Source organism: Corynebacterium sp. LK2590 (assembly GCF_040946105.1).
Classification (GTDB): domain Bacteria; phylum Actinomycetota; class Actinomycetes; order Mycobacteriales; family Mycobacteriaceae; genus Corynebacterium.
In genome coordinates this window covers 101,686-114,914 of record NZ_JAYWMH010000007.1, presented here as the reverse complement: position 1 = coordinate 114,914, position 13,229 = coordinate 101,686, and the positions used below count along the sequence as shown (strand labels likewise).

The window sequence follows — 13,229 nt, the reverse complement described above, 5'->3', positions numbered from 1 at the left end:
GTCAGTATTTGAGAGTAGTATAACCCACATCACAGTGGAAGGAGTCAGGATGGAAAACCAGCCTTGGGAAATCGAGTTGGGCGAGCTGGACAAGAAGATGGGCGTCGAGGTCATCGAACAGTCCCCCGAACGAGTGGTGGCGACCATGCCGGTTAGCGGCAATACCCAGTCCTTCGGGCTCCTACACGGCGGGGCGATGGCCTGCCTCGCAGAGGCCGTAGGTAGCTGGGCCGCGGTCATCCACGCCTCTACCTTGGGAAAAGTGGCCGTCGGCGTGGATCTCAACGCCACCCACCACGCCTCCGGGCGGGAGGGACTGGTCACGGCCACCGCCACGGCCATCCGGCTAGGCCGCACGCTCTGCAGCCACGAAATCGTCATCACGGACGAAGCCGGCACCCGGCTGTGCACCGCCCGCATCACCAACGCCGTAGTGGACAAGCGCTAACACCGTTACCCGGTACCAAGTCGAAGTGCCGTGCGGGCTTATTCGGAGTAATCGTAGAAACCCTTGCCGGCCTTGCGGCCCAGCTCGCCGCGAGCGACCATGTCCCGCATCAGCTGCGGCGGGGCGAAGCGCTCGCCCAGGGTGGACTCCAGGTACTCCGCGATGCCCAGCCGCACGTCGAGACCCACGATGTCGGTCAGCTCCAGCGGGCCGATGGGGAACTTGTAGCCCAGGACCATCGCGTTGTCGATGTCGCGCGGTTCGGCCACGCCCTCCTCAACCATGCGGATGGCTTCCAGGGCAATGGCCACGCCCAGGCGGGAGGAGGCGAAACCCGGCGCGTCCTTGACCACCACTGCCGTCTTGCCCAGGCCTGCGACCCATTCGCGGGACTGGGCGACCAAGACCTCCGGGGTGGACTCGGCGACCACGACCTCGACCAGCTTGGAGGCTGGGACCGGGTTGAAAAAGTGCAGGCCGATGACGTCGTTGTCCACGGTGGCGGCGAGCTCAGTCACGGACAGCGAGGAGGTGTTGGTGGCGATGACCGCCTTCGGAGCGGTCTTCGCGATATTCCCGAAGGCCTCCTGCTTGAGCTCCATGGACTCCGGGACCGCCTCGACCACCAGCTCAAAGCCGGCAAAGTCGCCCACCTCGGTACTGGTGATCAGGCGTTCGGCCCAGGATTCAAAGCTTCCTTCAGCGCCACGGTCAAGGGAGCCGCGGATGGCCTTTTCCACCCGCTCCCGCGCGGCCTGGGCCGCGTCTTCATTGATGTCGACGACGGTGACTTCCGAGCCCGCGGCGAGGAAGGCGTGCGCAATTCCCGCGCCCATCCGGCCGCCACCCAGGACGCCTACTTTGTTCGGGATAGTCATTTACTTGCCCTTCTTCTTGTTCTTCTTGTCGAGGAATGCTTGCATGCGGTCGAACTTGGCGGGGGATTCAAAAAGGACGGCCTGGGCGATGTTGTCCACGGCCGGGTGGGCCGCCGCCGGCATGTCCATGAGCTGCTTGCTTAGGCGCACTGCCAGCGGGTCGAGCGCCGCGATGCGCCCGGCCAAGTCCGCGGCCGCCGCGTCCAGTTCTTCCGGCTCGTGAATTTCCGTGACCAGGTGCAGCGCGTGCGCCTCTTCGCCGCTCAGGATGCGTCCCGCCAGGAGGATTTCCTTGGCCACGGGAGCGCCCACGGTCTCCTTGAGTCGCCAGAGCGCGCCGGCGCCGGCGATGATGCCTAGACCCGCCTCCGGCTGCCCGAACTTGGCGCGCGGGGTGGCCAGCCGGAAATCAGCGGCAAGGGCGAGCTCCAGCCCGCCGCCCAGGGCGAAGCCGTCGATGGCCGCGATGACCGGGGAGGGCAGCTTAGCGATCCGGTCGAAGATGCCGGAGTTGATGCCGCGCAGCGCGTCGGCGCGGCGGCGCTCGCGCAGCTGCGCGATATCCGCCCCGGAGGCGAAGATCCCGCGCGGCCCCTTCGAGGTTTCGGCTATGCAGCCGGTCAGGATGAGAATTTGCGGATCGTTTTCCAGCTGCTGGCACAGCTCGTGAAGCTCCGCGACCATCGTTTCATCGATGGCGTTGCGAACCTCCGGACGGTTTAAGCGGGCGGTGACGAAGCCGTCACCGGGGATGATCTCGAGTGCTTCTGGCATGTCTTTTACACCTTCTCAATCGCGATAGCGGAACCCTGGCCAACGCCCACGCACATGGTGGCGATGCCGCGCGCGCCGCCGTCCTGCTCCAAGCGGTTCAACAGGGTGAGGGTGATGCGGGAGCCGGACGAGCCCAGCGGGTGGCCCAGGGCGATGGCGCCGCCCCAGGCGTTGACCTTGTCCTCGTCCAGCCCGAGCTCCCGGATGCAGGCCAGCGACTGGCTGGCAAAGGCCTCGTTGAGCTCCACCGCATCCACCGAGTCCAGGCCCCACCCGGCGCGCTCCAGCACGTCGCGCGTCGCCGGGATCGGGCCGGTGCCCATGATTTCCGGGCTCACGCCGCGGGCAGAGTTCGCCACGACGCGGGCGCGGGCCTTCAGCCCGTACTTTTGGATCGCTGCGGCCGAGGCCACGATGACCGCCGAGGCACCGTCGTTAAGCGAGGAGGCGTTGCCCGCGGTGGTGACCTCGCCGAGCTTGGTGACCGGCTTCAGCTTGGCCAGCGCCTCCGCGGAGGTATTAGCGCGCGGGCCTTCGTCCGTATCCACCACGGTCACGTTGCCCTTCCGGTCGGTGACCTCCACCGGCACGATTTCGTGGGCGAACTTGCCGTCCGCGATGGCCTTGAGCGCCCGTTGGTGGGAGCGCAGCGCGAAGGCGTCGGCGTCCTCGCGGCTGATGCCGAAGGTGTTGGCGACCTCCTCGGCCGTTTCCGGCATGGAATAGGTGAGCTTTTCTTGCGCCGCGAATTTGTCATTCACGAAGCGCCAGCCGATGGCGGTATCGAAGGCCGCGCCCGGCTTGGCGAAGGCCTTCGTCGGCTTTTCCATCACCCACGGGGCGCGCGACATCGACTCCACGCCGCCGGCGACCACGACCTCGGCCTGGCCAGACTCCACCAGAGCGGTGGCCAGCGCGATAGCCGACATGCCGGACGCGCACAGGCGGTTAATGGTCATCCCCGGGACCGTGTCCGGGAACTCGGCCAGCAGCCAGGCCATGCGGGCGACGTTGCGGTTTTCCTCGCCCGCCCCGTTGGCGTTGCCGATGATGACCTCGTCGACGGCGGCCGGATCCAGGCCCGACTCTTCGACGGTCTTCTTGATGGTCAGCGCCATCAGGTCATCCGGCCGCACCGACGACAGGGCCCCGCCGTAGCGGCCCACCGGGGTGCGGAAACCGGATACGAGGTATGCAGAAGAATCGGACATTTTAGGCTCCTTTGAATTCCGGCTGGCGCTTCTCGTTGAACGCGGCAAAGCCTTCGTAATAGTCTTCGGTATCGCACAGGCGGCCCTGCGCTTGGTTTTCGGCGTCCACGCTGTCCCAGAAACCGGTGCGCTCGTCCCGGATGCTGGCCACCAACGCGCGGCTGGCCAGGAAGGCCTGGGTCGCGCCCTGCGCTGCGGCGGCGGCCTTGGTCCGGCCGAACTCGAGCAGTTCGTCCGCCGGGACCCCGCGGGAGAACAAGCCGGCGGCCACCGCGTCCGCGCCGGAAATCAGGTCGCCGGTGATGATGAGGTCCATGGCGCGGTGGACACCAAGCCGCTCGACGAAGAGGGCGTGCCCGCCCGAATCCAGCGTGGCGCCGAGGTTGGCGAACGGGGAGCCGAAGAGGGCATCGTCGGCCACGTAGACGACATCGCAGGCCAGCGCCAGGCCCAGGCCCACGCCCAGGCACGCGCCGTGCACCAGCGCGAACGTCGGGGCCGGGAAGTCATCAATCGCGCGTAGCACCGGGGTAACCGCCCCGGCGAGGAACTCGGTGGCGTCGTCCTCGCGCGGGTTCAGGCCCTTGATATTCCGGCCGGCGCTAAAGCCCTTGCCCTCACCCCGCAGCACCAGCGCGCGTGGCTTATCCTGCGCGGCCTTGTCGAGGGTGTCCTTTAGCTCCGCCAAATCCTCTGGCCCCATCGCGTTGCGGGCTCGCGGGTTGTTGAGCACGACTTCAGCGACGCCGGTGTCCGGGGCAAAGTGATAATCGATCATCGACATTGCTTTCTTCTCTTTCTGTTGGGGTGGTGGGTAGTCCGGCTGTTGACTAAGCGTCGAAATCGAGGGAAATCTTGTCGGTCTTCGGACGCGACTGGCAGGTCAGGATGTAGCCGGCCTCAACCTCGTCCTTTTCCAGGGCGTAGTTTTCGGCCATGTCGACCTCGCCGTCGACGAGCTTCGCGCGGCAGGTGCCACACACGCCGCCGGCGCAGGCGAAGGGGACGTCCGGGCGCGCCCGCAGCGCGGCATTGAGCAGGGACTCGTTGGCCGAGACCGGGGACTGCACGGAACCGGACAGGCCGTCCAGGGTGAATTCAATGTCCACGTTGTCGCCCTCGGGGTCGGCTTCCACCTCGCGGCCGGTCTGGCCCTGGTTGCCGGAAGGCTTACCGGTGGTAAACAGCTCGTAGCGCACCGCCTCTTCCGCGACGTCGCGGCCCGAAAGCTCGTCACGGACCAGCTGGACTAGCTCGAAGGGGCCGCAGAGGAACCACTCGTCGACCGAACCGGTCTGGATGACGTTGTCCAGCAGCGTCTGGAGCTTCTCCGCATCAATGCGACCGGAGAACAGCGGGTTGACGCGCTGCTCTCGGGACAGGACGTGGTGGACCGCGAAGCGGTTGGGGAATTTGTCCTTCAGATCGCCAATCTCCTCGGCGAACATCACGTCCCCGCCGCCCTTGTTGGCGAAGATGAGCTCGAAGGTGGTCCGCTCCGACTCGTTCAGGACGGTTTGGGCAATAGCCATGATCGGGGTGATGCCAGAACCGGCCGCGATAGCCACCAGGTGGGGGTTATCCAGTTTTTCTAGTTCCTCGCGTACGGCCTCCGGGTTGTTCAGGCCGGTCAGGTGGGTCTTGGAGGTGAACGCGCCCTGCGGGTTCATCACGTCCATCTCATAGCCGGCCTCCAGCTCGGTGTTCGCCCAGGTGGAGAACACGCCCCCGCGGTCGCGCTTGATGGCCACGCGGATGACCCCGTCCCGGGGGACGTCGCAGATGGAATAGGAGCGGCGGACTTCTTTGCCGTCGATGGTGGCGCGCAGCGCCACGTACTGGCCGGGCACGTAGTCGTAGTCGTCTTGGAGTTCCGGCGGGACTGCGAAGGAGACCTCCACCGCGTCGTCGGTCAGCGGCCGCACCGCAGAGACCGTCAGGGGGTGAAAGGTCGCCTTCTTCTTGGCCGGCTTCTGGGCCGACTCGGCCGGGGCAGTTGTGGTGGGAGTAGTCATTAGTGCACCTTGAAGTAGTCGAAAGGCTCCAGGCAGTCCTGGCAGTTGTAGAGCGCCTTGCAGGACGTAGAGCCAAATTGTGCAAGTTTCTGAGTGCGGCGCGAACCGCAGTGCGGGCATTCGATGGCCGGCGGCGGGGCCAAGGTCAGCGGGATGGGCCCGTCATTTGCCTTTCGCGATTGCCCGGTGGGCGGGGCGATGCCGTAGTCGCGGAGGTTTTGCTTGCCCCGCTCGGTAATCCAGTCGGTGGTCCACGCCGGATCCAGGACGAGGTCGACGCGGGAAGAGCTATATCCCGCCTCTTCCAAGGCCCGGACGATATCGGTCGTGATGTGCTCCATCGCCGGGCAGCCCGAGTAGGTCGGGGTGATAGTGACGACGGCGGTCTCGCCCTCTAAGGTCGCTGCCCGCAGGATGCCCAGGTCGGCGATAGAAATGACTGGGATTTCCGGGTCCGGGACCTGGGCAGCCACGTCCCAAACCCGGGCGGCTTCCGGATCCGCGGGCCGCAGAGGGTGCGCCGGCTGGTTGGTGGGGGTCTGGCTAGCCATCACTGTCACCTCCCGCTACCAGGTAGCGCCCGGGTGCTTCCGGGCCAGGGACTGCATCTCCGCCAGGATGAAGCCGCGGTATTCCGAAAAGCAGCCGGTTCGCTGGCCGGAGCGTGCCTGCTTGACCTGCGGCACCTCAAGGCCGGCCTTGTCCAGCACGTACGCGATCCGCTCGTCGAACTGCGGGCGCAGGCTGGACGGGAGCACCGCGATGGATCGCTCCGCCAGCTTCTCGTGCACCGGCAAGTCCTCGAAGAGCTCGTCGAGGTAGGGCCACATGTGCTCCAGGCCCGCAGTCAGTCGGCGCTTGGACTCTTCAGTCCCGAGGCCGAGACGCAGCACCCATTGGTTGGCGTGGTCGACGTGGTATTCAACCTCCTTGATCGCCTTCGCCGCGATGGCAGCCAGCGTCTGGTCGGCCGACTCCAGCAGGGCGGTGTACAGCCCGTATTGGTAGTAGGAAAAGAGGAGCTGGCGAGCGATAGTGTGGCCGAAGTCGCCGTTTTCCTGCTCCACGAGACGGCAAGAGCAGAACTCCTCTTCGTCGCGGAAGTAGGCGAGATCGTCCTCGGTCTTGTCAAAGGCGGTTCCGGCGTAGGAGAGCAAGAAGCGGGCGTGCCCGATAAGGTCCAGGGCGATATTGCCCAGCGCAATGTCTTCTTCCATCTCCGGGGCGCGGGAGATCCACCAGCCCAGGCGTTGGGCCAGGATGAGAGCGTCGTCGCCCAGCGTGATGGCGTAGTTGGCCACGTCCTGGTCGGCGGTAGCGCCGGAGGCCACAATGTCTTCTGCGGTAATACCGTCACCCTGCGATTGCTTGGTGGCGGAGTCCGCGGCAGCGAATCCACTCACAGGTGCGGCACCCCCTCAGACTTGTCGTAGTAGGTGGCGTGGCGGTAGTTCTTGCCCTGCGGCGACTCGAAATAGCCGCCCTTGGAGTCCGGATCCGACGAGGCGATAGCTTCCGAGGGGACAACCCACACGGATGTGCCCTCGTTGCGGCGGGTGTAGAGGTCGCGCGCGTTGCGCAGCGCCATCGTCGCGTCCGGGGCGTGCAAAGAGCCGGCGTGGACGTGGGAAAGGCCGCGGGAAGAGCGCACAAACACTTCCCACATGGGCCACTCGTTTCCCTGGTTAGCGGTCATGGGGTGGATACTCCTTAATTCCTAGTTGCTCACTGCGCCCGGGCGCTAGGCCGAAAGCGCCGAGTCGGTGTGGTGGTACTTCTCCGCGTAGGCAGCGGCGGCCTCGCGGACCCAGGCGCCCTCGTCGTGGGCCTGGTTGCGGCGCTGCAGGCGCTGCTCGTTGCAGGGCCCGTTGCCCTTGATGACGGACTTGAACTCGTCCCAGTCCAGTTCGCCGAAGTCGTAGTGGCCGCGCTCCTCGTTCCACTTCAGGTCCGGGTCCTCGAAGTGCAGCCCCAGGGCTTCTGCCTGCGGGACGATCATGTCCACGAAGCGCTGGCGCAGCTCGTCGTTGGAGAAGCGCTTGATGTTCCAGGCCATCGACTGCTTGCTGTTGGGGGAGTCATCATCCGGCGGGCCGAACATCTGCAGGGCCGGGCCGTAGAAACGGTTGATGGCTTCCTGGGCCATCTGCTTTTGGGCCTCGGTGCCGTGCGCGAGCTCGTAGAGGATCTCCCAGCCTTGGCGCTGGTGGAAGGATTCCTCCTTGCAGATACGCACCATCGCGCGGCCATAAGGCGCATACGAAGCGCGGCACAGCGGCACCTGGTTGCAAATGGCCGCACCGTCGACCAGCCAGCCGATAGCGCCGATATCCGCCCAGGTACGGGCCGGGTAGTTGAAGATGGACGAGTACTTGGCACGACCGTCTAGCAGCTGGTCAACCAGCTCATCGCGGGGAGTACCGAGGGTCTCGGCGGCGGAGTACAGGTAGAGGCCGTGGCCGGCCTCGTCCTGGACCTTGGCCATCAGGATGGCCTTGCGCTTCAAGGAAGGAGCGCGGGTGATCCAGTTGGCCTCCGGCTGCATGCCGATGATTTCGGAGTGCGCGTGCTGGGAGATCTGGCGGGTCAGGGTCTTGCGGTAGGCCTCGGGCATCCAGTCGGTGGGCTCGATGCGGGAGTCCTCCGCGATGATCTCATCGAAGCGTTGCTGGGCCTGGGCGACGTCGAATTCCGCGTCAGCGGCGCCATCGATTGCGGTTAATGCCTGGTCACGGTTAGTCATGGTGGGTTTCCTCCTCGGGTGGGGAGAGTGTCAGTAGCAGGATTACCTACTGAATGGTTGGTCAGTATATGAGAAAATGTGACCTACGTCAATAGCAAGTGTGATCTAGGTGGCAATTAACGGGCCGTCATTGTGGCCCCGCGATAATCGCCTCGCGGCCTAGCTCCGCTTCTCCGGCTTGCCAGGGAGGACCCGGTACGTGCCGCGAAACTCGGCGATGTCCCGGCCGTCGGCGCGCAGCGTGACGTCCACGATCCCGTTTCGGCCCCAGGACTGACGCGTCGTGGCCACGCCTTCGACCCGCTGTCCGGAAAAGCCCGGCGCGAGGTAGTGGATGGAATTGTGCGCCGCCACGGCGACGTCGCCGTAGGAGTTGCAGGCGCCGGCGAACAGGGAATCGGCGAAGGCGTAGAGAAAACCGCCCTGGCAGGTGTCATGCCCGTTGCACATCTCGGGGCGCACGGTGAATTCACCCGCGCAGTGCCCCAGGTCAAGCTCGGTGATGGTCACCCCCAGAAAGGCGGTCGCGCGGTCGCTTTCGAACATCTCGCGGACGTGCACGAACTCCGGGCTCGCGGCTACGCCGGGCGCTAGCACGGGAGCGGGCGCAACTGCCTCGGTCGACATTTCCTCCGCGGCAGTAGAGCGGGAGGGGGTGGAGTTATTGGCTGACATTTCTACTCTCCTTGGGAGTTATTTGGCCAGCGCAAAGAGAAAACTTCCGGGTGTGGGTGACACATACTATAACCGCTGCGACTAAGTCGTGCTTGAATGGAATGCGTGACTGACACGAGTACCGACACCCACCGCGGCCGCCCTGGCTACTCACGCGCCGACGTAATCCGCGCCGCCATCAAGGCGTTCAACACCCGCGGCTACGAGGCGACGTCCATGGGAGTTGTGGCAAACGACCTGGGAATTTCCAAGTCCGCCCTGTACCACCACATCTCCTCCAAGGAAGAGATTCTCGAGGAGACCGTTTCCCGCGCCATGGGGCAGCTCGAGGACGTGGTCGCCGAGGCCCAGGCTGCCGACGCCACCCCGGCCGAGCAGATCGCCATGCTGGTCCGCGGGTCCGTGCACGTTCTGTGCAGCGATCCCGAATCCGTGGCGCTGCTTCTGCGCCTGCGCGGTAACTCCGAAGTCGAGGAACGCGCACTCGAACGCCGCCGCGCGCTTACCCGGTCGGTCATCCCGATGGTCAAGCAGGCCCAAGAGACCGGGGATATCCGCAACGACCTCGAAGCGGCCACCCTAACCCGCCTCGCCTTCGGCATGGTCAACTCCGTGTCCGACTGGTACGAACCCGGCGGGAAATTCGGCGCAGAGGACATCGCCAACAGCGTGGAACGCCTGCTCTTCGGCGGTCTTTCACCGCGCTAAGCTCGCCAAAACACCAGGTCGGGGATTGTTGAACAACATTGACCGAAACAACAATTTCCCCAAAATGTGTTGCCACTCACTAAAATCGCCTGTATTCTACCTCACAAGACTTAACTGACCGATTGTTAAGTCAGGAATTAATCGCTCGCCGCTCCCGCGGCACCCATGACTTCCAACCCAATAGGCGCATTCGAGAAGACGCCAGGTGTGGGCCTGCACGTTTCCCGAAGTGAAAGGCACTGCTGTGACTGCAACTTTTGATATTTTCTCCGACAACTATGGCCCCCAAATGGGCATTGAATACGCCTCGCGAGACGAAATCATCGCCCTCCAGACTGAGCGCGCTCGCAACGAGCTCCGCCACGCGTATTACAACGTTCCCCACTACCGCCGAGCCTTCGATGAACTCGGCGTCCACCCCGACGATTTCAAGGAGCTCGCCGACTTCGCGAAGTTCCCGTTCACGGACAAGGAGACGCTGCGCAACGAGTACCCCTTCGGCATGTTCGCGGTGGGGCAGAAGCAGATCGCTCGTATCCACGCCTCCTCCGGGACCACCGGCCGCCCGACGGTGGTTGGCTACACCGACAACGACATCCGCATCTGGTCTGACCTGATGGCCCGCTCCCTGCGGGCCGGCGGTCTGCGCCCGAGCGACAAGGTGCAGATCACCTTCGGCTACGGGCTCTTCACCGGCGGCCTGGGCGCGCATTACGGCGTGGAGGCCCTCGGCGCCACCGCCATCCCAACCTCCGGCGGCCAGACCGAACGCCAGATCCAGCTCATCAAGGACTTCGAGCCGGACGCCATCCTCGGCACCCCCTCCTACGTCCTCAACCTCCTGGACCGTATGCGCAAGGAGGGCATCGACCCGCGGGAGACCTCCCTGCGCACCGGCGTCTTCGGCTCCGAGCCGTGGACCGAGGGCATGCGCCGCGAGCTGGAGGAAGGCTTCGGCATCGACGCCACCGACATCTACGGCCTGTCCGAGGTCATGGGCCCTGGCGTGGCGCAGGAGTGCATCGAGACCAAGGACGGTCTGACCGTCTGGGAGGATCACTTCTACCCGGAGATCATCGACCCGGAGACCCTGCAGCCGCTCCCGGATGGCGAGTACGGCGAGCTGGTCATTTCCTCCCTGACCAAGGAAGCCTTCCCGATCATCCGCTACCGCACGCATGATCTGACCCGCATCCTGCCGGGCACGGCGCGTTCGATGCGCCGCCTGGACCGCATCTCCGCCCGCAACGACGACATGATCATCCTGCGCGGCGTGAACTGCTTCCCGTCGCAGTTCGAGGAAATCATCACCGAAGACCGCAACCTGCGCCCCCGTTACCAGTGCGTGCTGAGCAAGCGCGGCCGCATGGACCACCTGACCCTGGTCGTCCAGCACGCCGAAAACCTGAGCCGCGACGACCTCGACGCCTCCGAGCGCCAGCTGCGCAAGCAGATCAAGGACCGGATTGGCGTCACCGTCGAAATCCAGCTGGTCGAGCACTTCGATTCCGGCGACGGCAAGGCCAAGCGCCTGGTCGACAACCGCAACAAGTAAGCCTGGTTCCCGACCTACCTGAAGCACAGAACAAGAGCCGCGCGAACGCTGAACATCTCAGCGCCGCGCGGCTCTTGGCGTGCCGGCTAGTTAAGGGCCTAGCCAAAGATACGGTCGAAGAAGTTCTTGACCGGCTTCATCATCAGGTGCGGTACATACTTCCAGACTGCCCAGCTGCCCAAGCCAAGCGCACCCAGCACGGCCGCGACCAGGCTAAAGCCCCAGAAGACGTTGGAAGAGCCCTGCGAGCTAGCGGAGCTACCGTTGCTGCTGCTCGAGCTACCGGAGCTGCCATTGCTGCTGCCGCTGCTGCCTTCCTTGTTCGGTTCCTTGCTCGGCTTCGCCGGTTCAGACGGCTTGCTCGGCTTCGAAGGCTCTTCAGTCTCGCCCGGCTTACCCGGCTCGGTCGGCTCAGCTGGCTTCGTAGTCTCAGCCGGCTCGGACGGCTTGTTCGGCTCGGTGGACTCTTCCGGTTCGCTCGGCTCGGTGGTCGGCTCTTCAGAAGGCTCGGTCGACGGTTCGGTAGACGGTTCCTCAGAAAGCTCGGTCGACGGTTCGGTGGTCGGCTCCTTGGAGGGCTCCGTCGACGGCTCGGTCGACGGCTCTTCGGTCGGTTCCGGCTGCTCCTCGCGCGGATCGACCAGGGCGCGGTCGCGGTTTTCCAGGGTGACGCGGTCGACGAGTGCGCCGGTGGGCTCGTCGTAGGTGGTCAGGCGCAGTTGCTCGCCGGTCACGTCCACCCGCAGGTAATCCGGGGTGTAGTCCTGGCGCCCGTAGGCGGTGGAGTCGTGCACCAGTTCCTGCGGGACGTGTTCCATGCGGGCGTTCGGCTGCTTTTCGCCGTTGACGTCCTGGAAATCGTAGAACTTGCCGCCGCCGGCGCTGGTGGTGGTCAGGTAAAGGACCTCGTTGTCGTTCGGGGAAAGCTTGTCATTGCGCTTGCCCAAGCCCTCAGAGACCGGCTCATGGCCGTTCATCAGGTGGGTGCGGGTGTAGATGTGGTCGTGGCCCGACAGGACCACGTCGACGCCGAGCTCAGAGAAGGTATCCGCCAGGCCGTCGCGCAGGCGTCCGACATCGGAGTCGGTGTAGTGGGTGGCCTGCGAGTACAGGGAGTGGCGCATACCCACGATTACCCACTCGTTGAAGGCGCCCCGGTTGTCGATGGTGTCCTTGAGGAAGCGCTTGTGGCGCTCAATGTCGTCCTCTTGGCTTGCGTTGGAGTCCAGGTTGATGAAGAGCACGTTGTTGCGCTCAAACCAGGAGTTGCGCAGGTCCGGGGCCTGGTTGGGGTTGATGAAGTGCTCGTCGTAGTCACCAAAAGCAATCGCGGAGGGGTAACCCTCGTGGTTGCCCGGGATAGCGCTGAGCGGGATCTGCCGGATGACATCCGGGCTAAAGAAGCCGTCGTACTGAGCCAGGGGAGCGCCCCAGCCCTCAATCTGGTCGCCCAGGGACCAGATGAGCCGCGAATCCGGAACGTCACCGATGGCCTTGTTGATGGTCTTATTCCACTGCTCGGTTTGTTCCTCGATCTTCGCGCCCACGCCGATCTGCGCGTCGCTAATCGTGACGAAGGACCAGTCATCACCGTAGGAACCGGTGTTGAACGTGTGCGGGGCGGACCAGCCGCCCTCGTCGGAGCCCACCACGTAGGTGTACTCGGTGTTCTCCGCCAGGCCGGTAGCCGTAGCGTAGTTGGACAGGTAGAGGATGCGGCCGGCGTCCTTCTCCTTGGCGTCGAATTCCTTCGCCTGGTCTTCCTGCCCGGTCGGGTAGACCTTGAGCTTTTCCTCACCCTTGTGGTTGGTGCGCCAGGAGACGATGACGGAGGTTTCATCCGCGCCCGGCTGCAGGACCTGGCGGAAAATCGGGGACTCCTGCGCCTGCGCGGCGGTCGGGACGACGGCGCCGGAGGCTAGGGTGACAGACAAAGCGCAACCAAGCGCCACGAATGAGCGGTTGAGGCGAGCTTTAATCATGAGCTTCTTCCTGGTCAGACGGTCCTACCGCGGGGCCGGATGACACTGCAGTTATTCATTGGTGTCGGGGCTGCAGTGCCAAGTGATCCGTGCGGCAGAACCAAAAGCAGAGTGGTGGGCGAGTTGTTTTACAGCTTTAGAGCCGGGCGGTCACGAGGGAAAATCTTCGGTCGCCCGCGTAAACCACCCGGCTTGAGCAAAACGTTAGGCATATGGAAACAAATACAGGTAAATGCCAGG

Annotated in this window: 14 protein-coding genes; 3 read left to right on the top strand and 11 right to left on the bottom strand. The window is 64.6% G+C overall.

Features of this window, described 5'->3' with window-relative positions:
* Positions 1 to 49: 49 nt before the first annotated feature.
* Positions 50 to 448, top strand: coding sequence for a PaaI family thioesterase (locus VVR85_RS09705; protein WP_368520692.1), 399 nt, complete (start codon positions 50 to 52; stop codon positions 446 to 448).
* Positions 449 to 486: 38 nt separating this feature from the next.
* Here VVR85_RS09705 and VVR85_RS09700 read toward each other — a convergent pair whose 3' ends face one another.
* The 10 genes from VVR85_RS09700 to paaI all read right to left on the bottom strand — a co-directional run bounded on the left by VVR85_RS09700 (position 487) and on the right by paaI (position 8,744).
* Positions 487 to 1,326 (bottom strand): 3-hydroxyacyl-CoA dehydrogenase family protein, encoded by an 840-nt coding sequence (locus tag VVR85_RS09700; RefSeq protein ID WP_368520691.1) that lies wholly within the window; start codon positions 1,324 to 1,326, stop codon positions 487 to 489.
* Entirely contained in the window at positions 1,327 to 2,100 is a 774-nt protein-coding gene (locus tag VVR85_RS09695; protein ID WP_368520690.1) for an enoyl-CoA hydratase/isomerase family protein, read from the bottom strand.
* A 5-nt stretch (positions 2,101 to 2,105) separates the two neighbouring features.
* Complete coding sequence (locus VVR85_RS09690) at positions 2,106 to 3,311, bottom strand: acetyl-CoA C-acyltransferase (protein WP_368520689.1); 1,206 nt, start codon at positions 3,309 to 3,311, stop codon at positions 2,106 to 2,108.
* Position 3,312: 1 nt separating this feature from the next.
* Positions 3,313 to 4,089 carry an enoyl-CoA hydratase/isomerase family protein gene (locus VVR85_RS09685; protein WP_368520732.1) on the bottom strand — a complete coding sequence of 259 codons (777 nt, stop codon included), beginning with the start codon at positions 4,087 to 4,089 and terminating at the stop codon, positions 3,313 to 3,315.
* Positions 4,090 to 4,141: 52 nt separating this feature from the next.
* Positions 4,142 to 5,326: a 1,2-phenylacetyl-CoA epoxidase subunit PaaE gene (gene paaE / locus VVR85_RS09680; RefSeq protein ID WP_368520688.1), complete on the bottom strand. Its 1,185-nt coding sequence runs from the start codon at positions 5,324 to 5,326 to the stop codon at positions 4,142 to 4,144.
* Complete coding sequence (gene paaD, locus VVR85_RS09675) at positions 5,326 to 5,877, bottom strand: 1,2-phenylacetyl-CoA epoxidase subunit PaaD (RefSeq protein WP_368520687.1); 552 nt, start codon at positions 5,875 to 5,877, stop codon at positions 5,326 to 5,328. Before paaD ends, paaE begins: the two co-directional genes overlap by 1 nt.
* Before the next feature lie 15 nt (positions 5,878 to 5,892).
* Complete coding sequence (paaC, locus tag VVR85_RS09670) at positions 5,893 to 6,729, bottom strand: 1,2-phenylacetyl-CoA epoxidase subunit PaaC (RefSeq protein WP_368520686.1); 837 nt, start codon at positions 6,727 to 6,729, stop codon at positions 5,893 to 5,895.
* Positions 6,726 to 7,022, bottom strand: a complete 297-nt coding sequence (paaB, locus tag VVR85_RS09665) for a 1,2-phenylacetyl-CoA epoxidase subunit PaaB (RefSeq protein WP_368520685.1) — start codon at positions 7,020 to 7,022, stop codon at positions 6,726 to 6,728. Before paaB ends, paaC begins: the two co-directional genes overlap by 4 nt.
* Positions 7,023 to 7,067: 45 nt before the next feature.
* Positions 7,068 to 8,069, bottom strand: coding sequence for a 1,2-phenylacetyl-CoA epoxidase subunit PaaA (gene paaA, locus VVR85_RS09660; RefSeq protein WP_368520684.1), 1,002 nt, complete (start codon positions 8,067 to 8,069; stop codon positions 7,068 to 7,070).
* A 159-nt stretch (positions 8,070 to 8,228) separates the two neighbouring features.
* The gene (paaI, locus tag VVR85_RS09655; protein WP_409338204.1) at positions 8,229 to 8,744 is read right to left on the bottom strand and encodes a hydroxyphenylacetyl-CoA thioesterase PaaI; all 516 of its coding nucleotides are present in this window, start codon (positions 8,742 to 8,744) and stop codon (positions 8,229 to 8,231) included.
* A 96-nt stretch (positions 8,745 to 8,840) separates the two neighbouring features.
* On the opposite strand from paaI, the gene VVR85_RS09650 reads away from it, so the two are divergent.
* Positions 8,841 to 9,452, top strand: coding sequence for a TetR/AcrR family transcriptional regulator (locus VVR85_RS09650; protein ID WP_368520683.1), 612 nt, complete (start codon positions 8,841 to 8,843; stop codon positions 9,450 to 9,452).
* 289 nt (positions 9,453 to 9,741) lie between these two features.
* Positions 9,742 to 11,007 carry an AMP-binding protein gene (locus VVR85_RS09645; protein WP_409338208.1) on the top strand — a complete coding sequence of 422 codons (1,266 nt, stop codon included), beginning with the start codon at positions 9,742 to 9,744 and terminating at the stop codon, positions 11,005 to 11,007.
* A 98-nt stretch (positions 11,008 to 11,105) separates the two neighbouring features.
* On the opposite strand, the gene VVR85_RS09640 is transcribed toward VVR85_RS09645, so the two are convergent.
* Complete coding sequence (locus VVR85_RS09640) at positions 11,106 to 12,989, bottom strand: fibronectin type III domain-containing protein (RefSeq protein ID WP_368520681.1); 1,884 nt, start codon at positions 12,987 to 12,989, stop codon at positions 11,106 to 11,108.
* Between the last annotated feature and the right edge of the window lie 240 nt (positions 12,990 to 13,229).